19 protein-coding genes, 2 tRNA genes and 1 pseudogene are annotated in these 21,122 nt (G+C 32.2%); 7 read left to right on the top strand and 15 right to left on the bottom strand.

Annotated elements, in window-relative coordinates:
* Positions 1-33 precede the first annotated feature (33 nt).
* Positions 34-768: a TrmH family RNA methyltransferase gene (locus tag ACKTSU_RS11795; RefSeq protein WP_408036583.1), complete on the top strand. Its 735-nt coding sequence runs from the start codon at positions 34-36 to the stop codon at positions 766-768.
* Here the strand turns inward: ACKTSU_RS11795 and ACKTSU_RS11790 are convergent.
* The 3 genes and pseudogenes from ACKTSU_RS11790 to ACKTSU_RS11780 all read right to left on the bottom strand — a co-directional run bounded on the left by ACKTSU_RS11790 (position 760) and on the right by ACKTSU_RS11780 (position 3,736).
* Entirely contained in the window at positions 760-1,374 is a 615-nt protein-coding gene (locus ACKTSU_RS11790; RefSeq protein WP_274635240.1) for a deoxynucleoside kinase, read from the bottom strand. The genes ACKTSU_RS11795 and ACKTSU_RS11790 overlap by 9 nt on opposite strands.
* A gap of 90 nt (positions 1,375-1,464) precedes the next feature.
* Positions 1,465-2,145: pseudogene (locus ACKTSU_RS11785) on the bottom strand (response regulator transcription factor).
* Positions 2,138-3,736 carry a sensor histidine kinase gene (locus tag ACKTSU_RS11780; RefSeq protein WP_408036582.1) on the bottom strand — a complete coding sequence of 533 codons (1,599 nt, stop codon included), beginning with the start codon at positions 3,734-3,736 and terminating at the stop codon, positions 2,138-2,140. Before ACKTSU_RS11780 ends, ACKTSU_RS11785 begins: the two are co-directional and overlap by 8 nt.
* A 120-nt stretch (positions 3,737-3,856) precedes the next feature.
* Between ACKTSU_RS11780 and ACKTSU_RS11775 the strand changes: the two genes are divergently transcribed.
* From ACKTSU_RS11775 to ACKTSU_RS11760, 4 genes are all read left to right on the top strand, one after another.
* Entirely contained in the window at positions 3,857-4,201 is a 345-nt protein-coding gene (locus ACKTSU_RS11775; protein WP_408036581.1) for a hypothetical protein, read from the top strand.
* A 12-nt stretch (positions 4,202-4,213) separates the two neighbouring features.
* On the top strand, positions 4,214-5,050 hold the full coding sequence (locus ACKTSU_RS11770; protein ID WP_408036580.1) for a GLPGLI family protein: 837 nt from the start codon (positions 4,214-4,216) through the stop codon (positions 5,048-5,050).
* A 79-nt stretch (positions 5,051-5,129) separates the two neighbouring features.
* On the top strand, positions 5,130-5,990 hold the full coding sequence (locus ACKTSU_RS11765) for a GLPGLI family protein (protein ID WP_408036579.1): 861 nt from the start codon (positions 5,130-5,132) through the stop codon (positions 5,988-5,990).
* A 30-nt stretch (positions 5,991-6,020) separates the two neighbouring features.
* Positions 6,021-8,807, top strand: coding sequence for a TonB-dependent receptor (locus ACKTSU_RS11760; RefSeq protein ID WP_408036578.1), 2,787 nt, complete (start codon positions 6,021-6,023; stop codon positions 8,805-8,807).
* Positions 8,808-8,873: 66 nt separating this feature from the next.
* Here the strand turns inward: ACKTSU_RS11760 and ACKTSU_RS11755 are convergent, their stop codons facing one another.
* The gene (locus ACKTSU_RS11755; protein ID WP_408036577.1) at positions 8,874-11,657 is read right to left on the bottom strand and encodes a reprolysin-like metallopeptidase; all 2,784 of its coding nucleotides are present in this window, start codon (positions 11,655-11,657) and stop codon (positions 8,874-8,876) included.
* Positions 11,658-11,900: 243 nt separating this feature from the next.
* Here ACKTSU_RS11755 and lipB point away from each other — a divergent pair, with 243 nt between their 5' ends.
* Positions 11,901-12,605: a lipoyl(octanoyl) transferase LipB gene (lipB, locus tag ACKTSU_RS11750; RefSeq protein WP_408036576.1), complete on the top strand. Its 705-nt coding sequence runs from the start codon at positions 11,901-11,903 to the stop codon at positions 12,603-12,605.
* 51 nt (positions 12,606-12,656) lie between these two features.
* Here the strand turns inward: lipB and ACKTSU_RS11745 are convergent, their stop codons facing one another.
* From ACKTSU_RS11745 to rsgA, 5 genes are all read right to left on the bottom strand, one after another.
* Positions 12,657-13,298, bottom strand: a complete 642-nt coding sequence (locus ACKTSU_RS11745; protein ID WP_408036575.1) for a YceI family protein — start codon at positions 13,296-13,298, stop codon at positions 12,657-12,659.
* 66 nt (positions 13,299-13,364) lie between these two features.
* Positions 13,365-14,081 carry a tRNA threonylcarbamoyladenosine dehydratase gene (locus ACKTSU_RS11740; RefSeq protein WP_408036574.1) on the bottom strand — a complete coding sequence of 239 codons (717 nt, stop codon included), beginning with the start codon at positions 14,079-14,081 and terminating at the stop codon, positions 13,365-13,367.
* Positions 14,078-14,722, bottom strand: a complete 645-nt coding sequence (locus ACKTSU_RS11735; protein WP_408036572.1) for a TatD family hydrolase — start codon at positions 14,720-14,722, stop codon at positions 14,078-14,080. The genes ACKTSU_RS11740 and ACKTSU_RS11735 overlap by 4 nt, the downstream gene beginning before the upstream one ends.
* Positions 14,723-15,175, bottom strand: a complete 453-nt coding sequence (gene dtd / locus ACKTSU_RS11730) for a D-aminoacyl-tRNA deacylase (RefSeq protein ID WP_408036571.1) — start codon at positions 15,173-15,175, stop codon at positions 14,723-14,725.
* Positions 15,176-15,217: 42 nt separating this feature from the next.
* Positions 15,218-16,159 carry a ribosome small subunit-dependent GTPase A gene (gene rsgA / locus ACKTSU_RS11725; protein WP_408036919.1) on the bottom strand — a complete coding sequence of 314 codons (942 nt, stop codon included), beginning with the start codon at positions 16,157-16,159 and terminating at the stop codon, positions 15,218-15,220.
* 65 nt (positions 16,160-16,224) lie between these two features.
* On the opposite strand from rsgA, the gene ACKTSU_RS11720 reads away from it, so the two are divergent.
* Positions 16,225-16,701: a hypothetical protein gene (locus ACKTSU_RS11720; protein WP_408036570.1), complete on the top strand. Its 477-nt coding sequence runs from the start codon at positions 16,225-16,227 to the stop codon at positions 16,699-16,701.
* A 28-nt stretch (positions 16,702-16,729) separates the two neighbouring features.
* On the opposite strand, the gene ACKTSU_RS11715 is transcribed toward ACKTSU_RS11720, so the two are convergent.
* The 6 genes from ACKTSU_RS11715 to ACKTSU_RS11690 form a co-directional block, all read right to left on the bottom strand.
* Positions 16,730-17,812, bottom strand: coding sequence for a chorismate mutase (locus ACKTSU_RS11715; protein ID WP_408036569.1), 1,083 nt, complete (start codon positions 17,810-17,812; stop codon positions 16,730-16,732).
* A gap of 10 nt (positions 17,813-17,822) precedes the next feature.
* Positions 17,823-18,689: a prephenate dehydrogenase gene (locus ACKTSU_RS11710; protein WP_408036568.1), complete on the bottom strand. Its 867-nt coding sequence runs from the start codon at positions 18,687-18,689 to the stop codon at positions 17,823-17,825.
* The gene (locus tag ACKTSU_RS11705; RefSeq protein ID WP_408036566.1) at positions 18,689-19,831 is read right to left on the bottom strand and encodes a pyridoxal phosphate-dependent aminotransferase; all 1,143 of its coding nucleotides are present in this window, start codon (positions 19,829-19,831) and stop codon (positions 18,689-18,691) included. The genes ACKTSU_RS11710 and ACKTSU_RS11705 overlap by 1 nt, the downstream gene beginning before the upstream one ends.
* A complete protein-coding gene (locus ACKTSU_RS11700) occupies positions 19,828-20,652 on the bottom strand; it encodes a prephenate dehydratase (RefSeq protein WP_408036565.1) in 825 nt (274 codons plus the stop codon). The genes ACKTSU_RS11705 and ACKTSU_RS11700 overlap by 4 nt, the downstream gene beginning before the upstream one ends.
* A 265-nt stretch (positions 20,653-20,917) precedes the next feature.
* Positions 20,918-20,991: transfer RNA gene (locus ACKTSU_RS11695), tRNA-Asp, on the bottom strand.
* Positions 20,992-21,033: 42 nt separating this feature from the next.
* Positions 21,034-21,107: transfer RNA gene (locus tag ACKTSU_RS11690), tRNA-Asp, on the bottom strand.
* Between the last annotated feature and the right edge of the window lie 15 nt (positions 21,108-21,122).

Raw genomic sequence — 21,122 nt, 5'->3', positions numbered from 1 at the left:
TTTTAGTGGTTTTAGAGTGTTAAAAATAATTTAATGAGCTTATCTAAAAACAACATAAAGTTAATAACTAGTTTACAACAAAAAAAGTATAGACAAAAGCATGGATTATTTGTTGCAGAAGGGGTGAAAGTGGTAAATGAGTTGTTAGCATCTTCACTAGAAGTTGAGCACATATTTTCTGTAGATGAATCTTTTGAAGCTTCAAAAAAATATGAGATAACATTAATCTCTGAAAGCGAATTAAAAAAAGTAAGCACGTTAAAAAGTCCGAATAAAGTTTTAGGATTATTTAAAGTTCCGAAGGAAAAAGAAATCAACCAAGATAAGTTTATGGTTGCTCTAGATGGAGTTAACGATCCTGGGAATTTAGGAACTATTATTCGTTTATGTGATTGGTTTGGAGTTACTGAATTAGTTTGTTCAAAAAACACAGTTGATTGTTACAATCAAAAAGTAGTGCAATCTACCATGGGGTCTTTAACACGAGTGAATATTTCGTATGTAGATTTACAAGATTTTTTATCAAATAGCAAACTTCCAGTTTTTACTGCAGATATGGATGGTGAGAATGTATACACATCGTCATTACCAGAAAAAGCAGTATTAGTTATGGGGAACGAAGCTAACGGAATTTCACCTGAAATTGCTCAAACAGTAAAGCACGCGTTAACCATTCCAAGATTTGGTGATTTACAACAAACTGAAAGTTTAAATGTAGCTACTGCTACAGCAATTTTACTGAGTGAATTTAAAAGAGGATTAAAATAATCCGTTTATTTGCGCATCTATTCTGTCGATAACATACCCTAAGTCTTCTGGGTTGTCAACAAAATCTAAATTATCAACATCAATAATTAATAGCTTTCCTTTGTTATATTGGCTAATCCAAGCTTCGTAGCGTTCGTTTAATCGGCTTAAATAGTCAATACTAATAGAATTTTCATACTCTCTACCTCGTTTGTGTATTTGACCAACTAAAGTAGAAATATCTGCGCGTAAATAAATTAATAAATCAGGAGGCGTTACCAAGTTTTCCATTAATTCAAATAACGAAGAATAGTTGCTGAAATCTCTATTGGTCATAAGCCCCATTGCATGTAGGTTTGGAGCAAAAATATGAGCGTCTTCGTAAATAGTTCTATCTTGAATTATTTTCTTCCCTGACTTACGTAGCTCTAAGACTTGACGAAAACGGCTATTTAAAAAGTATACTTGCAAGTTAAAAGACCAACGCTCCATTTCACCATAGAAATCATCTAAATAAGGATTTTCATCAACTGATTCAAAGTGAGGTTCCCAATTGTAGTGTTTTGCTAATAATTTGGTTAAAGTGGTTTTTCCTGCGCCTATGTTTCCGGCAATTGCTACGTGCATAACTATTTGTGTAATAATGATTTTAATATTACTGGCAATGCCAGTTCAGGGGAGGTAAAAGTAAACAAAAAAAGGAATTAAGAAACAAGATTAACAAATCAATTTATAACCATAGCCTCTTACGTTTACAATCTGAATGTTTTCATCGTGTTTTAACTTCTTTCGTAATTTAGAAATAAATACATCCATACTACGCGCATTAAAAAAATCATCATCGCCCCATAACTTTTTTAAAATAAAGGTTCTGTCTAAAATTTCATTTTTATTTTGGGATAGATGAAAAAGAAGTTCAGACTCTCTATGTGTGAGATTTTTTATGTCATTATTAAGTACTAATGTTTGTTTAGTGTAATTGAAAATATAGTTACCTATATTTATGTTGTTATGGTTCTTTTTTAACTCAATTCTATTTAATAGAGCATGGATGCGAACAATAAGCTCTTCCATAGAAAAAGGCTTTTTTAAATAGTCATTGCCGCCATGTTCAAAACCTTCTACAACATCTTTAGTTTGTGATTTTGCAGTTAAAAAAATAATAGGAATCTGTTTGTTTTCTTGTCTGATTTATTTGGCTAAGGTGAAACCATCTTTTTTAGGCATCATTACATCTAAAACTAATATTTCGGGCGAGTTGCTTTTGTACACTTCATAAGCCTCTTCACCATTAAGTGTATGAAAAACCTCAAAGTTTCTGGTTTCTAAACTTTCTTTAACAATTTGACTTAAACTAGGTTCATCTTCGGCTAATAAAACCTTGATAATTTTATTCATAATTCAAAACAATTTTAAACAGCGTATTGTTGGGTTTTGAGGTTGCTAAAATTGAGCCTCCATGTTTTTCAATAATCTTTTTTGTGTAGTACAAACCAATTCCAAAACCTTTTACATCGTGAGTATTTCCTTTTGGAATACGGTAAAACTTGTCAAATATTTTTTCTTGTTGATGTTTGTCAATCCCTTTACCATTATCAGCTACTGTAATTTCAATAGTGTTTAATACTTGATTGATGTATACTTCGATAATCTCTCCTCCATATTTAATGGCATTGTCGAGTAGGTTTGAAATAGCATTTTCAAAATGAAAAGAATCTACATTGGTAATAATTTGAGGCTTATTTGTAGAAAATTGAATTGTTTTTTCTGAATTGGTGAACTGATGTTTTTTAACATTATTTTCTATCAGCTCCACTAAATTGATGGACTCTTTTTTTAGAAGTAGTTTTTCACTGTCAAGAGTTGCTGTTTCTAATAGTTTTTCAACCATTAAATGTAGTTTTTCAACTTGAACAGATGAGATAGCGAGGTATTTTTTCGTTTTTTCTTTATCATCTATAGCATTGAAATTATTAATAGCTTCTAATGCAGTTGAAACCGTTGTTATAGGAGTTTTAAATTCATGTGTAATATTGCTAATTAGGTCGTTTTTTATCTCAGCCAATTCTTTTTGTTGATTGATGATTTTTAGTAAATAAAATAAACTAGAGATTACAGCTAACGCCAATAATAGCGATAGTAAAATACCAGTTGAGCTTCTCTTTAAGGTAACATAAGTAGGGTTTTCATATTGCAATGATAGTTTTTCTTCACTTTTTATATAAGTAGATTTAGCATTCCTTTTTAAAGCAAGAACAGGCGAATTTTCCTTTTTTGATGAATAAAAAAGTGTATCATGTTTAAAATGATTGATATAAAATGGAGTAGAAATTCCCTTTGTGAAAAGTTGTTTCTTTATAAGTGAATCTAATTTATTATGATTTAAAGAATTGTCTTGAACAGAAATAAGAATGGTTTGTAGCCCTTTAATTAATCTTAAGCTGTCAGTAACTTTATCATCATTAAAATTAAAAACTTTGACTTCTTCAATATCGGTAGGAGAATTAAAATGAAAATTCGACTTTTCATTTGTATTAGAGTGAGTTATCTGCTTGACTTTAAATTCAAGTTTTGAAGAGTCTATTTTTTTGTGATGCTTTTTTATACCATTGGTAATTTGTTGAGTAAAAATAGAATCCATTTCTTTAAATTCCTGATTACTATCGGTGCTAAAACTCAACGAAGTTATATTGACTTTTGATTTATGGTCAGAGGAATCTTTGTTGTTATTTAAACTAGAAAAAATAGAACTCCAAGCATTTGTTTTTTTTGGTAAACTATCTGAAGAGGAAAAAGTAAAAAACTTTTTCTTAGTTAAATCTGTATAATAAATTTCAATAGCATCATCTAAACTTTGCTGAATTTCATTTACAACTCGTTGTTTGTTTTCTTGGTAGTTCTTATAATTCCAATAAAACTGAATAGCAATAGTAGCAACAATGGTAATACTGATTAAGTATAAAATCCAACGATGTTTTTTCGTGTTCATATTCCAAAGATATAATCTAATGTTGAATAAAAATACCGGTTAACACTCGTTAACACTCATTAACTCAAAATGATGTTAGAGTAAACCATATTTGTAGTGTTGAACGAAAAAAATATAAAAATGAAAAAAATTAGTACAATTCTGTTTTTACTTATTAGTGGTTTACTTTTTTCACAAAGTGAAGCTCCTACAACTACATTAAAAGAAAGTAAAATTATTTCACTGGTTTATTCGGTTGATTCTGTAGAGGAATTAAAAACCATTAATTGGGATGATGTTAAAGAGATTTTTAATAGAAATGAAAATAAGGATGAAAGCATAGTCCTTGGATTTAAAGTAAAAAGTGATACAAATGATTCAGAGCCAAAATTCAAACATAGTGTTGAGGTCAAAGGTAAAATGTCTGATTTGGACGGAACAATCGAAATTACAAGAAAGATGATTAAAGTAATTGAAAAACTATAAAACGTTAAAAAAATGAAAAGTATAATAATATTATTAGCATTCTTAATTAGTGTTGGAGGGTACTCACAAAATTTTACAGGAAAAGCAACTTACAAAACGCATCGAAAAATGGATTTTAAGATAGATGATGGTAAAGGAGCTCCGAATGCAGATATGCAAAAACAATTACAAACTCAGTTGATGAAGCAATTTCAAAAAACGTATACGTTAAACTTTAATAAATCAGAATCTGTTTATACACAAAACGAAGAGTTGTCTTCGCCACAAGTTCAAACAGGAGGGATGCAAATCCAAATCATGGGAAGCGGTGGTGGAACCGATGTTTTATATAAGAATATAGTAGATAGACGCTATGTAAATAAAACAGAAATTAGTGGAAAACGCTTTTTAATTAAAGATGCTTTAGAAGATTATGGGTGGGAAGCCACAGGAGAAACCAAAAATATTGGCGATTACACTTGTTATAAAGCAACAAGAAAAAGGGAAGAAGAAAGAACGTCTTTTTCGATGACCGATGGAGAAAAAGAAGAGAAAAAGGAAACCGTAACAATTGAAACGGTTGCTTGGTATACACCACAAGTTCCTATAAGTAATGGTCCAGAAGAATTTTGGGGATTACCTGGATTGATTTTAGAAGTACAAGACGGTAACCTTACTATCGTTTGTTCAGAAATTGTATTAAATCCTTCAGAAAAAATAGAAATTGAAGAACCTAAAAAAGGAAAAAAAGTAACCCAAGAAGAGTTTGATAAGATTATGGACGATCATTCAAAAGAAATGATGGAGCGTTTTAAAAACAAGCGAAAAAGTAAGGATGGAAGCTCTTTTAGCATAGAAATTCGAGGGTAATACATGTGTTTTAAACTTTTACGTTTTTTAAGAGTCTAACAGTTATCTGTTAAAGAGTTATAACTTAAAAAATAAAGTAATGAAACGTTTAATTACCAGCTTTCTTTTGTGTATTTCTATTGCTGCTTTTTCTCAAGCAAACTTTCAAGGAAAAGCTATTTATCAATCCAAAACTACGGTAGATACTGATTTTGGCGGAAGACAAATGTCTGAAGAACAAAAAAAACGAATTTTAGAACGTATGAAAAATATGTTAGAGAAAACATACATTCTAAATTTTACGAAAGAGGAATCAATATATAAAGAGGAAGAAAAACTTGAAGCTCCAGGATCAGGGAGAGGTTTTAGATTTGGAGGATTTGCAGGTGGAGGAACTACCTATAAAAATGTAAAAGAAGGTAAGTTATTAGAAGCTACTGAGCTTTTCGGTAAGAACTTTTTAATTACTGAAAACGCAGAACAACCAAAATGGGAGTTAGGAAGTGAAACAAAACAAATAGGAAATTATACCTGTTTTAAAGCAACTTTAGTTAAGGAAACCAGTGCTTTCGATTGGAGGAATATGCGAAGAAGAAACCGTGATAATGAAGAGAAAAAAGATACTTCAAATGTAAAAAAAGTAACTGACGAAGTTGAAATGCCAAAAGAAATTGTTGTTACAGCTTGGTACACTCCTCAGATACCTGTAAGCAATGGTCCAGGAGAATATTGGGGATTACCGGGGTTGATTTTAGAAATTAATGAAGGAAGAACAACAATTTTATGTTCAGAAATTACAATGAACCCTTCTGAAAAAATAGATATAAAAGAACCTGTAAAAGGAAAAGAAATAACAAGAGAAGAATACAATAAGGTTGTAAAAGAAAAAATGGAAGAAATGAGAGAGCGTTTTAGAAGTAGACGAGGAGGAAACGATAGAGGCGGAAGAGGTTTTCACTAATATACAACTTACTTAACAAGAAACTACACAATGAAACAACTATTACTCATAGTCATATGTATGGCTACATGGGCAACGAATGCTCAAATTACACTTAAAGGAGTTGTAAAAGATAGTATTGGAAACCCGTTAGAAATGGCGAATGTTATCGCTATTAATAAGGCAACTAAAAAGTTAGACTCTTATGGGTTTACAGATTCCAAAGGAAATTACAAACTCAATCTTACTACAAACACAATCTACAACATTCAAGTAAGTTATATAGGTTTAAAAACAGTAGAAATAGGTGTTGAAACAAAAGAAGTTGATTTACTAAAAGATATTACTCTAGAAGGAGATGATAGCTTAGATGAGGTGAATATTACCTATAAAATGCCTGTAACCATTAAAGGTGATACAATAGTGTACGATGCAGATAGCTTTAAAAGTGGAACAGAAAAAAAACTAGGGGATGTGCTTCAAAAATTACCGGGTGTAGAAGTGAATGATGACGGAGAAATTGAAGTGGAAGGAAAAACTGTAAAAAAAGTAATGGTAGAAGGAAAAGATTTTTTTGATGGCGATTCTAAAATAGCAACAAAAAATATTCCTGCCAATGCAATTGATAAGATTCAGGTGTTAAAAAACCACAGCGAAGTAGGGCAGATGAGCAGCGTAACAGATAATGAAGATAATGTGGTTATCAATATCAAATTAAAAGAAGGGAAGAAAAATTTTTGGTTTGGTGAAGTTTCAGCAGGTTTAGGGGTGGCGATGGAAGATAGTAGATACATAGCACATCCAAAGTTATTCTATTACAGTCCTAAATACAGCGTGAACATTATTACCGATGTGAATAATATTGGTGAAGTTCCGTTTACTATGCGCGACTATTTTAAGTTTGCTGGAGGTTTCAGGTCGTTTGGTGAAAGCAACGGAACCAATTTTAATGTGGGTTCAAATGATATTTCTTTTTTAACCTTACGAAACAACCGAGCTAAAGAAATAGAATCGAAGTTTGGAGCTTTAAATTTTAGTTATTCTCCGAAAAAAACTTGGGATATTAGTGGGTTTGCCATTTACTCTGGAAACAAAACAGATATGGAAGAAACCACACAGCGTGTGTATGCTAATGCAGGAATTGATACAAATAATTTGCCAGCGTATGATGAAAATGATTTGTCTTCAGCAAAATATATTGATACCGAGCAAACACAAGATTTAACAACTCAAAAAAGTGATTTAGGGTTGTTTAAATTGAGTTCAAGTTATAAACCGAATGCTAATAATCAATTAGATTATGACATTTTTGCTAAAATATCAAAGCAACAACAATTACAATCAACATTATCGACTAGAACCTATTTAAACGCCGACGATGAGGTTGTGCCAATTAATCAGCTTTCAGATCAAAGTCCGTTTTCTATCAATCAAAACTTAAATTACTATTATACGTTAAACGATAAAAATATTTTTGCTTTTGAGGCACAGCATTTATGGCAGAACGAAGATCCATTTTACAATGCAGAACTTGAAAAATTATCTTTTTACAACTTATTATCACTAACAAATGTAAACCCAAATCTTGGAGATCATAATTTGTTTGATGTAAGTCAGAATAAAAAGATAAGAACAAATAAGTTAGATACAAAGCTTGATTACTTTTACGTAATAAATTCAAAAAGTAATTTAAATGTAACCTTGGGAGCTACGTTGAGCAATCAACAATTTAATTCTAACATTTTTGAAATTTTAGAAGGGAATAAAAATGACATCACAGAACCTTCTACAATTAACGATGTTGATTTCTCTTTTAATGATTTATATGTAGGGCTACATTATAAATTTATTACAGGGATTTTCACTTTTAATCAAGGTTTTACTTTACATAATTATGTGTCTAAAAACACACAGTTGGGGTCGGTTTATGAGAATAATTTCACCAAATTATTGCCAGATGCTTCTATAAAAATAAACCTTAAAAAATCGGAAACTTTACGTTTAAGTTATAATATGCAAACAAGTTTTACGGATGTAAATCAGTTAGCAGAAGGTTATGTTTTTAATAATTATAACAGTTTGTATTCAGGAAACAGAGAGCTAGAAAATTCACTATATCATAATATAAATCTGAATTATTTTAGCTTCAATATGTTTAATTATACAAATGTTTTTGGATCTATAAACTATAGCAAACGAATTGATCAAATTAAAAGTAATACTGAGTTTATTGACGTAAACCAAGTGAGAACTTCAATCAACTCTGCTTTTCCAGATGAAACCATTTCAGCAAGAGCTAATTTTCAAAAGAGTTTTAGAAAGTTTAAATTACGATTTGGAGGAAATATTTCTTACGGAAAATCAAATAGTTTGATAACTGATCGTCAAACAAATGAAGTAAGAAATAGATTAGCAAAGACATTTTCACAAACGTATACTTCAAAATTTAGCACCAATTTTAAAGAAGCGCCGAATTTTGATGTAGGTTATAATGTGTCTATCAATAATTCGAATATTGGAGGAGTGGAAAATACATTCACAACACACAGTCCATATATAAATTTTGATGCATTTTTCTTAAAAGAGTTCGTTTTTACATCGAATTATACTTACAACAATGTATTGAATGATGGAGAAACCATTGATAGTTACGGGTTTTTAAAAGCAGACATAACGTATCAAAAGAAAGATAGTAAATGGGAATACAAAGTAGGAGTTACTAATTTGCTAAATTCAACAGGATTGAATCAAAACAGCAGTAATGATATTTTTGTAAGTAACTCATCGTATGTTATTCAGCCGAGAATAGTTATGTTTACTGTAAAGTATAATTTATAAGAAGCATATTAAGAACAAAAAAGCGAGCATAATTGCTCGCTTTTTTGTTATATAATGAGAAAAATACTATCGAATAGCAATTTTTCTTGTAGTTTGTTTTCCTGAATTTTCAATTTGCATTAGGTAAAATCCACTAGCTGCTTTATTAAAGTTAACCACTCTATTAAAAGAACTAGAGATTGTTGAAAATTTCTGGGTTTCAATCAAGCGTCCTCTAAAATCAAATAAACGGATAATGGTAGCGTTTTTATCTTTTACTCTAAAGCTTACCGTTAAGCTACCGTTGGAAGGAACAGGATATGCTTGGAGATCTTTAAATAAACTGTTGTCAGTTGCAAATCGTTCTTCAACAGTAATAGTGTAGTCTTCTACTTCACCATTTAAGCTTAATTCACAAGCATCAGGTGCAGAATTTAACTTTGTAGTAATTCTCATTGTTGTAGAACCCACAGCAGCATTTTCAGGAACTGTAATTGTAACGGTATTGTTTAAAATTTCATAAGTTTCATTAATGTCAAACACACAGTTCTGATTCCAATCTATCCAAGCAAAGGTTTTAATATTACTAAAACTGTCATTGTTAATAGTAGTTGTTAGCGTGTAACTTTCTCCTTTTCCTACTATAGTACTTTGACTTTTAAAATCAGAATACCCTGTTGTTTTAGTAGAGCTGTTATTAATATCATTAAAAGCTACATTGGTAATACTAATTTGAGATTCGGTAGTACCTGTAGATTTACAAATATTGTCATTCTTATTTAGATTAAGATTTATTGATTTTGTTAAAGAACCATCAGAAGCTATAATATTAATAACATAATCTGCTGTAGCTGCATCATTAATATTGTCAATAGTTACTATTACTTGAGAACTACTACTCACAGTATTTTTGTCAAATGAAATAGATGAACCAGTTGGAGCACCAGAGGCAGAAAAAGTAACCGTATTGTTAAATCCGTTAGAAGCAACATAATCTAATTCAAACTGTACATCATTAGAAGCACTACCGCATAGAGCTATATTTCCACTTAAGTTAGAGATTGCAAAGTCAGGAGTAGTATCTATTTTAAATTCAGGGGTAATATTGTAAAAAATATTATCAGCGGCTTCAACCATTAAAATAGCATTGTTTGTTGTAGTTAAATTAGGAAGTGTAATAGATTCTATACCGTCGTTAGGAGTGTTTTCTATAAGAACAACATCAAAAGAAACGCCTCCGTTTGTAGATAATTTTATGTTTACACTCTGGCAGTTAATAGGAGATGCATTGGTTTGACCAACCAGCCACTTAATTTCTCTTGTGGTGTTTGGTGCCCAAGTAGGTTGGTTATTAACTACGAAAGGTTGTGAATCTATAACTGTAACTTTTACATCATCTCTAGCTGAACTACCTCCACCTACATGATTATCTCTAACTGTAAAAGCAAAATCTAATTCTCTTGCTACAGAAGGAAGAACTTCCCATTCAGTAGAAGTATTACCACTTACTACAGTTGAAAGAGCAGGGAAATATCTATTTGGAGATTTTGAAGGAGATAAAGATCTGAACATTGGTCCACCAGTATTGGTTGGTAAAGGAGACATGGTTGCTATTTCATTGTCAATTTGCTCCCAAGTATAGGTTAAAGATGTTGTTCCGTCTACGTCTGTAGCTTGTCCTTTTAAAACAAAAGGTGTAGATTTAGGAATACTTACATTGTTTCCTGCGTTAGCTGTGGGAGCAGTATTTCCTGTGTTAGAAGTACTAGCACAATTACCCGCTCCTTGTAGATGTTCCCACATTTGAGCTATACTAACAGCATGAAAATAATCATCGCTTGCACCTTGTACGTTTGGTGAGCAAATACCAGCATAAGCCATAATGGTTGAGCCACTTCCAGGTTCAACGGCAGTTTCAAGACTTCTATTACCACTACAAGAATTGTTAAATGTATGTGTAGCACCAAATTGATGTCCTATTTCATGTGCTACATAATCAATAGAGTATCCGTCGCCTATTGGTTGACCTCTACCCGTTATTCCTTGAGCTTTATACCCTGTTACACAAACAGAATTTAGTTGAGCTAATCCTCCACCTCCTGTACTAAAGGTATGTCCGATGTCGTAATTAGTGTCTCCAATAATAGCGTCACATTTCACTTGGCTCTCATCAATTAAAAGATTTGCATCATCGTTTGATAATCCATCAGTTTCAGCATCTAAAAAAATTAACTCATCATTGTTGTTAACAAGAACCATTCTGACAGCTAAATCTTTTTCAAAAATACCGTTAACACGAGTCATCGTAGTATTCATAGCAGACAATACAGCTGCTTTTTTTTCCGTTTCACTAGCAGTTGGTAATACACCTTGATTGCTTATGTGAAATTGTGCATACTCACCAGTACAAGCAATGGCCGTTCTAAAAGTTCTCAATGTTCCATCATTAGCATTTCTACTTTGAATAGAAGAGGAAATGTTTTTTTGAGCGGTATTTTCAAGTTTACATGAAAAATCATCTTCTAAAGAAGCAAGTTCTCCTTTTTTATAAACTATATACTCTTTATGATCTTTTGTATAAGGGTCAATATAAACAGTACTCTCATTAGAGGTGAATAACATAACATGTACACCATCTTTTCCGATACTTATTTTAGCTGTAGTGGAAGTGTCGTCAATTTCTTGAGCAGAAAATGATTTTACTTGTGGGAATTTTGCTGATAATTCAGGGGCTAAATAAGAAGTCTCTTTTACTGAAAATCGTTTAACCTCTCCAGTAGCATTAGGAAGTGTTATTATTTTTTCACCAGAAGTACTTTTAGCTTTTGAGTTTAATAAAATACTTGTAAATTTCTCTAAATCTAACCTCATTAGCAAGTGTTGATTTGAAGAAATTTTAGTTGTAAGTACCTCTTTTTTTTGAAGCTTAATTGTTTCATTAGAAGTCTTTGTCCACATTTGCTGAGAGAACAAACCAGTGGATGAAAGAAGTAAAACACAAAATATGAGAAGGGAGTTTCTTTTCGACATGATTTAGTTATTGATAAGTCTTACATATAAACAGTAAAAGTTTAATTTTCCCTACCTTTGTAGGGCTATTTAGACGCCTAATTTATGAATAAAAAAGTAAGTGTTAGTGATCTAGGAAAAAAAGATTACAAAGAAACATGGGATTATCAAACGAGTTTGTTAGACGAGATAGTTTCATTAAAGAGAGAAAAGAGGAGTGGAGAAGGTGTGATTGAAACCCCAAATTATTTTTTATTTGTTGAGCACCCTCACGTATATACTCTAGGAAAATCTGGTGATATTAGTAATTTATTATTGAATGAAGAGAAGCTTAAAGAAAAGGAAGCTACTTTTTATAAAATTAATAGAGGAGGAGATATTACCTATCATGGACCTGGTCAAATAGTTGGGTATCCAATTTTAGATCTGGAAAATTTCTTTACCGATATTCATAAGTATTTACGTTTGTTAGAAGAGTCTATCATTTTAACAATTGCTGAATATGGTATTAAAGCGGAAAGAAGCGAAGGAGAAACAGGGGTTTGGTTAGATGTTGGAACACCGTTTGCTAGAAAGATTTGCGCGATGGGAATTCGCGCGAGTAGATGGGTAACTATGCATGGGTTTGCATTAAATGTGAACGCTAATTTAGGTTACTTTGATAATATAATTCCTTGTGGAATTCGTGGTAAAGCAGTAACCTCTATGGAAGCCGAATTGGGAAGAAAAATACCAGAGGAAGAAGTGAAAGAAAAAATTCTAAAACACTTTAAAGCGTTGTTTGAAGTAGAGGAATTTATTAAAGCATAAAAAAGGGTTGACAATTGTCAACCCTTTTTTAGTTTCTATAGAAAACTAAAATTATTTTTTAGCTTTAACTTCGAAAGAAATTTCCATTAAATCGTTAATGAATTTATCTTTTAAAGCAGCGTCAATTTTCTTAGAGCTATAAGTAATACCAAAATCAGTTCTATCAATGCTAAAAACATCACTTTTAAAAGTAACAGCGTCCTCAGCTTCAGTAATAGTAGCAGGAATAGTAATGCTCTTAGTAACATCTTTTAAAGTTAAGTTACCAGTAACGTGAACTTTTCCTTCTTTTACTTCAGAACTAGATACTTCAAACTTAGCAGTTGGAAACTTTTCAACATCAAAGAAATCAGCATTTTTTAAATGACCTTCTAACTTCTCTTTACCTTTGCCAGCCTCTAAATCTTCACAAACGATAGTGTTCATATCGATAACGAATTCACCAGATTTTACAGCTCCGTTTTCAATTTCTAAAGTTCCTTTTTCTAAACTAACAACACCGTTATGAGAACCAGTTGGTTTACTTCCTTTCCAAGTAACTACAGATTCAGCAACGTTTGCTTTGTATGTGTTAATGATATTTTCTGTTTTTGCTACTTCTTTCTCTTCGCTAACAGCAGTTTTGTTTTTCTCTGTCTTACAAGCAACAGCTCCCATTGCCATAAAAGCAATAGCTAAAATTGTTTTTTTCATCTTTGAGTTTTTAATAATGATTATTAATTGGATGCAAATGTAATAAAAAAATAATTTCCATGGGATTTATTTTTTTGTTAAGATGTGATTAATTACGTAAGAAGCAGCTTGTAAGCCGAAAGCAGCGGGCATATAACTGATGGTTCCGTAGTATGATTTTTTATAGTTGGTTCCGTCGGTGAGTTTTAAACTTTCAGAAATTTGAATTTCTTCGGAATAAACGGCTCTAACCCCTTTGTCAACTTTAAGTTCTTTTAAACGTTTACGTAAGGCTCTCGCCATTTTACAATGCTTAGTTTTGCTAATGTCTTTTACTTTTACTTTAGAAGCATCAAGTTTGCCGCCCGCTCCCATTGAGCTGATGATTTTTACTTTTTTTCTGCGTGCAGCTACAATTAGATTAACTTTAGGAGTAATACTGTCAATACAATCTAACACATAATCAAAGTCTGGAGTTACGATTTCAAAGGCTCTTTCAGGTGATAAAAACTCTTCTAAAACAGTCAATTCAATATCTGGATTGATGTCTTTAAGTCTCTCAGCCAATATATGTGCTTTTGATTTTCCAATGGTACTATGCAATGCTGGTAATTGACGATTTATGTTTGTTTTGTCAAAAATATCACCATCCACAATGGTCATTTTATTTACTCCTGCACGTGCAATAAATTCTGCAGCAAACGATCCTACTCCACCTAATCCAACTACTAAAACATTGGCTTTTTTAATCTTCTCTAATCCTTCTTTTTGAACCAATAATTCGGTACGTTCTAACCAACTCATCTTTTAAAAATTCTACTAAAATTTTGTTTTACAGTATTTATAATTTCTTTTTTTTCGGTTTTTCTCAGTTCGCTAGCAATGTTGTATATGTTTTCAATATGTTTTTCGGAAGTATCTGTTTCTAGAAAAAGAAAGTCTAATGGAAGTTTCGAAAATGTTTCTTGTAGTCTCTCATTTATTAATAAACTCTCTCCGAAGGATATACATATTTGATGTCGTATTAAATCGAGCGCAATTTGGTGATTTTTATTGAATCCGTGAACAATCCAAGGTTGTTTTGGTTTAATTTCTTTTTTTAATTGAATAATTTCCTGAAAAGCCTTTACACAATGAATAATTATAGGTTTGTTGTGCTTTTCAGAAAGTTGAATTTGTTGCTTGAAAACTTCAAGTTGAAGCGAGAAGTCAATTTCGGTTATTTTATCCAAACCACATTCGCCTAATGCATAACATTTTTCTGAGTTTAGTTGCTCTTTAACAATTTTTAAATCGTTTTGTAAAGAGTTTTCTGAAATATACCACGGGTGAATTCCAATAGAAAAAGGTTTGCTAAAATCAGTTGAATTAGGATATTTATTTTCTATTGAAAAAACATCTTTTTGAATAGATGAAGTGTGCGTATGAATATCAATAAATTGCAATTACACTTTGTCTTTGGTATCAATAATAATAGTTACAGGTCCGTCATTTAACAATTCTACTTTCATATCTGCTCCAAATTCACCTGTTTGGACTTTTTTGCCTAACTCTGTTTCAAATTGCTGAACAAAACTTTCGTATAACGGAATAGCAACATCAGGTTTTGCAGCTTTAATATAGCTAGGTCGATTCCCTTTTTTTGTAGAAGCATGTAAGGTAAACTGACTTACAACGATTGCTTCTCCATTAATGTCAAGTAAAGACTTGTTCATAACGCCATCTTCATCATTAAAAATACGAAGATTGGCAATTTTCTTAGTCAACCAAGTAATATCTTCTTGTGTGTCGTCATCAATAATACCCAATAAGATTAACAATCCGTTTTGGATATTCGCAACTTTTTCTCCTTCAATAGTAACACTAGCTTTTGAAACACGTTGAATTACGGCTTTCATCTTTTTGAAATTTAAATTATTTGGATAAATTGAAAGTCTAAATTACTCCCAAACATCAGTTCGATAATTTTCGTCTTCACCTTCTAAAATTTGTAAATAGCTTTTATAGCGAGACCAAGCAATCTCCTCATTTTCTAAGGCTTCTTTAACAGCACATTGAGGTTCATTTACGTGAATACAATTGTTGAATTTACAGTCTTGTTTTAAAGCAAAAAATTCAGGGAAATAGTCACCTAATTCGTCTTTATCCATATCAACTACTCCAAAACCTTTAATTCCTGGAGTGTCAATAATACGCGCATCAAAACTTAAATCGAACATTTCAGCAAACGTAGTAGTGTGTTGTCCTTGTTTGTGTTGTTCAGAAATTTCTTTGGTTTTTAAATCTAAAGAAGGTTCAATGGCGTTGACTAAAGTAGTTTTTCCAACTCCCGAATGACCAGCAAACATGCTTACTTTGCCTGTCATCATCTCTTTGATTTTATCTATATTGATGTTTTCAGTGGCAGAAACTTCTACACATTCGTAACCGATGGCTTCATAAATATCTTTTAGATACATAATTTCGGCACGTTGCTCAATTTCATATGAATCAATCTTATTAAAAACTAAAATAGTTTTGATTGAATAGGCCTCAGCAGTAACTAAAAAACGATCGATAAATGTGGTAAACGTAGGAGGGTTATCAATGGTGATTAACAGAAATACCTGATCGATATTAGAAGCAATTACATGAGTTTGTTTTGATAAGTTAACCGATTTACGAACAATAAAATTTTTACGCTCGTGAATGTTGGTAATTAAACCTGTTTCTTCATCATTATTGGTTTCTAAAGAAAAATCAACAATATCACCTACAGATATAGGGTTCGTACTTTTGATTCCTTTAATACGGAATTTTCCTTTAATACGACACTTATATAGTTCGCCTTTAGACTTTACCCAATACCAACTTCCTGTAGATTTGTAAACCGTTCCTGTCATAAAACAAAGATGCGGATTATTCATAAAAAAATAATATATTCGTGCCTTAATTTTAAAAATTTATTATGAAAAAGCTATTATTATCTATTTGTTTTATTGGATTGTCTTATGTTTCGGCCATTGCGCAAACATATGAATATAAGGTTATAACAAGTGTTGAGTCTATAGTACCAAATGGTTTGGGAAGATCTAGGTTAATTTCTTCAGACGAAGAGAGAAATTTTGAAGATTATACCTCTGGAAGGTCAGAAGAAAATGATGAAAGAAACAAGTCGAAAAGATCGGAAATTAGAGTTAAAAATTTCGAAGAAACAAAACTGTTAAACTTCTTTAATATTGGAGGAATTCGTTTTCAGAATATTGTAGCAAATGATGCAGTGATTACCTCTAAGCTTAATGATATGGCAAAAAATGGTTGGGAATTGGCTTTTTCTAATAGTGGAGTAGAGAGTTATGGAGGAAAAGGAGATAGTAACGGAATTTTTATAACACGTTATATTTTTAAAAGAGAGGTTAAGACTTCAGAGTCTGTTGAAAAATAAAAAAGAAAGCGCCTAATGGCGCTTTTTTTTATGAGTTAATGATTTTTTCTTGATGATTGATGCTTTCTTGGTGTATTGCCTTAAACATTTTAAGAACAAACTCTTCGCTTAGTCCTCTATCTTGTCCTTCTAATATCATTTTACCTAAGATTTCGTTCCATCGTCTAGTTTGTAAAATAGCAACGTTTTTATCTTTCTTCAACTCGCCAATAGCATCAGCTATTTTCATACGTTTTCCTAACATCTCAATTAATTGATGATCCACTACATCAATTTGGGTACGTAAAGTATTCAATGCATTTCGGTAATCAGCCTCGGTATCAGTAGCTTTTCTAACTTTTAAGTCTACCATCATTTGTATTAGAGTTTTAGGGGTGATTTGTTGATCGGCATCACTCCAAGCATTGTCAGGGTTATAGTGTGTTTCAACCATTAAACCATCAAAGTTTAAGTCTAAAGCTGTTTGGCAAATATCAAAAATGATATCGCGACGACCAGCGATGTGTGATGGATCACAAATTAATGGTAAATCAGGAAAACGGTTTTGTAATTCGATAGGAATTTGCCATTCAGGATTGTTTCTGTATCGTGTTTTCTCATAAGTTGAGAAACCTCGATGAATTACTCCTAGCTTTTTAATGTTTTTAGCGTATAAACGCTCTATGGCACCTAACCATAATGGTAAATCTGGATTTACAGGGTTTTTCACCAAAACAATTTTATCAGTTCCATCTAAAGCATCTGCAATTTCTTGAACGATAAAAGGGCTTACAGTAGTACGAGCACCAATCCATAAAATATCTACATCATGTTCTAAGGCTAATTGTACATGATCTTTATTGGCAACCTCGGTAGCAATTAACATTCCTGTTTCTTGTTTGGCTTTTTGTAACCATTTTAGACCTAGAGCGCCTACGCCTTCAAAATTCCCAGGTCTTGTACGAGGTTTCCAAATACCAGCTCTTAATACAGTGGCATCGGTGTCTTTTAATTCGTGTGCTATTTTTAATACTTGTTCTTCAGTTTCAGCACTACAAGGTCCTGCAATTACTAAGGGATGCCCTAATCCGAAGGCATCTAGCCATGTTCTTAATTCTTTTGTGTTTTCCATTTTGATATCTTTATTGTTGAGGTGCTACCTCTAAAATTCCGTTTAATATTTGTTTTATATGATTGGTGTTTTTCATTTCAGTGTATATTTCTGGAAAATCATCTTTTTCTAATAATGTTTTGAATTGTTGTAAGTTACTAATGTATTCGTTCAAAGATTCTACAACATTTTCTTTATTTTGTTTAAAAATAGGAGTCCACATGGCAGGTGAACTTTTTGCTAAACGCACAGTGGAAGCAAATCCACTACCAGCCATATCGAAAATATCACGCTCGTTTTTCTCTTTTTCGATGACGGTTTTACCAAGCATAAAAGAGCTAATGTGTGATAAATGGGATACATAAGCAATATGTTTATCGTGTGATTTTGGATCCATGTATCGAATGCGCATTCCTAATTTTGAAAAAATATCCAATGCTTTTTCTTGTAATTTGAAAGCTGTTTTTTCTACTTCACAAATAATATTGGTTTTACTTCTAAATAAATTTGTCAAAGCTGCATTTGGTCCTGAAAATTCCGTTCCAGCAATAGGGTGTGTAGCTAAAAAATTTCTTCTCTTCGGATGATTTTTAACAGCATCGCAAATCAGTTCTTTAGTCGAACCTACATCAAAAACCAAACAATCATCAGAGATACTATCTAATGTTTTTAAAATTACCTCTTGAGAAACATCTACAGGAATAGCAATAATGACTATATCTGCATTTTTTAACTCTGAAAAAGTCGCTTTTTGATGGATAATCCCTTTCTCTAAAGCAAGATCTCCATGTTCTTCGTTGGAGTCAATTCCATAGATAGTAGCGTTTTTAAATTCTTGCTGAATATCTAGAGCAAAACTTCCGCCGATTAATCCTAGTCCTATGATAAATATGTTCATTATATTCTGTTGATTGCTTCGTTAATTTTTTCTTCTGATACACATAGTGAGAAACGAATGTAACCTTCGCCTTGACTGCCAAAAATGGTTCCAGGAGCAGCAAAAATGTGTTTGTTATATAACAAGTCGTCAATCATTTCTTCTGATGTTTTTCCTTCTGGAAGTTTACACCAAACAAACATTCCAGAGGTGTTTTTATCATAAGTACATTCTAATTTATCTGCTAGTTTAAAAACTAACTCTTGCCGCTTTTTATACGTATTGTTTAGTTGGGTAAACCAATCTTTGTCTAACTCTAAAGCTTTTGTTGCTCCTTTTTGGATTCCATAAAACATGCCAGAATCCATTTGAGTTTTAACTTTTAAAACTTCGGTTAAGAATTCAGGTTTTCCTAACAACATTCCAACACGCCATCCTGCCATATTGAAAGATTTACTTACCGAGTTTAACTCTAGTGCAATATCTTTTGCGCCTTCAATTTGTAAAATACTTTGAGGATGTTCATTCAATATAAAGCTATACGGATTGTCATTTACAATCACAATATTGTGCTTTTTTCCAAAGTCAATCAACTTTTGAAAAGTTTCTTTGGTCGCATCTGCACCTGTTGGCATATGCGGATAATTTACCCACATCAACTTTATTTTTGAGGTATCTAGTTTTTCCAAAGCTTCAAAATTAGGTTGCCAGTTACTCACTTCTTCCAAATTGTAAAAAATAGGCTCTCCTCCTAATAAATTGGTTACTGAACTGTAAGTTGGGTATCCTGGATTAGGAATTAATACCTGATCTCCTTCATTTAAAAAAGCTAATGAAATATGCATAATTCCCTCTTTACTTCCCATTAAAGGGAGTACTTCGTTAGCAGGATTTATGGCAACTTCATAGTTGTTTTGATAAAAATTAGAAACAGCTTGTCTAAACTCAGGTAAGCCTTGATAACTCTGATAACTATGAGCTCCAGTATCTTGTAAGCTATCTTGAATAGCTTTTAATACTGAGGTTGGAGGTAGCAAATCAGGGCTTCCAATTCCAATATTTATAATTGGTTTACCTTCTGAAATTAATTGACGTACTTCTTGTAATTTTTTAGAGAAGTAGTATTCTTGTACGGTTTGTAATCTGTTAGCAAACTGTATCATAATCTTCCGTTTTTGTATTCGCCTAATATTTTAAATTCTTCTGCCATAATTTGTATAATGGCTTTTGCTTTTTCGAAATCTTCGTATGCTTCAAAAGTTACATCCACAAAAAAAGCATACTTCCATGGGGTTTCAATTTTGGGTAATGACTGTATTTTGGTAAGGTTTAATTTGCAATCACTCATTACATTTAGAACTGCGGCTAAACTTCCTCTTTTATGATCTAATTCAAATCTTAATGAGGCTTTGTTAATTTCATTCTTACCATTTTCAGGATGGCTTGTTTGAATAATCACAAAGCGAGTCGCATTATTTTTAATGGTTTGAATCTCGTCTTCAATGATAGAAAGCCCAAAAATATCAGCAGCCATTTTTGGAGCAATGGCTGCAATCCCTTTTAATTGTTGGTCTGCAATTCTTTTCGCAACAGCAGAGGTGTCAACATCTTCAACTAACTTTATATGCTTGTGTTGTTTGAAAAACTCTTTGCATTGTAGTAAGGCCATTGGGTGTGAGCAAACCTCAGTAATATCTTCAATTTGTTGATTTGGTAACGCCATTAAATGATGGTGTATAGGCAAGTAATACTCGCCAGAAATATGTAAATTGTATTTGTCAATTAGGGCATAGTTGGGTATAATTGAGCCTGCTATGGTGTTTTCTAACGCCATAATTGCTTGTTCGCTTCTTGAATTGATAAGGCTGTCAACCAATACGTCAAAAGATAAGCATTCATCTAAACTGATGTTAGCTCCGTAGTAGTTGTTTGCAACAATATGATGGTTGCTTCCTTGTATTCCTTGAATGGCTATTTTTTTCATTTTAGGTCAAAAAAAAAGCCTCGATAAATTCGAGACTTTGATTAGCTATATTATTTTCTTGTTAGTTTAACAATATGGTACAAAGTCTCAGCTCTTACTAAAAAAGTAAAAGTAAAAATAGAAACCCTGCCATACGTTTTGTAACATCATTGTATTTGTGTTCTTTGTACGGGGCAAATCTTAGAAATAAATTTCAGTAAACCAAACTTTTTTTGAAAAAATGTATAAAAAGAAAAAAGCTCCTCAAAAATTGAGAAGCTTTTCGCGGTCTGGACGGGACTCGAACCCGCGACCCCATGCGTGACAGGCATGTATTCTAACCAGCTGAACTACCAGACCGTTGCTTGAAGCATTATGTTGTATGTTTTAGAGAAACTTTAGCGGTCTGGACGGGACTCGAACCCGCGACCCCATGCGTGACAGGCATGTATTCTAACCAGCTGAACTACCAGACCGTTGCTCTAAGCGGA

Source organism: Tenacibaculum aestuarii (assembly GCF_964510395.1).
Lineage (GTDB): Bacteria > Bacteroidota > Bacteroidia > Flavobacteriales > Flavobacteriaceae > Polaribacter > Polaribacter aestuarii.
The sequence above is the reverse complement of the archived record's forward strand: the minus strand, read 5'-3'. Positions and strand labels throughout refer to the sequence as shown.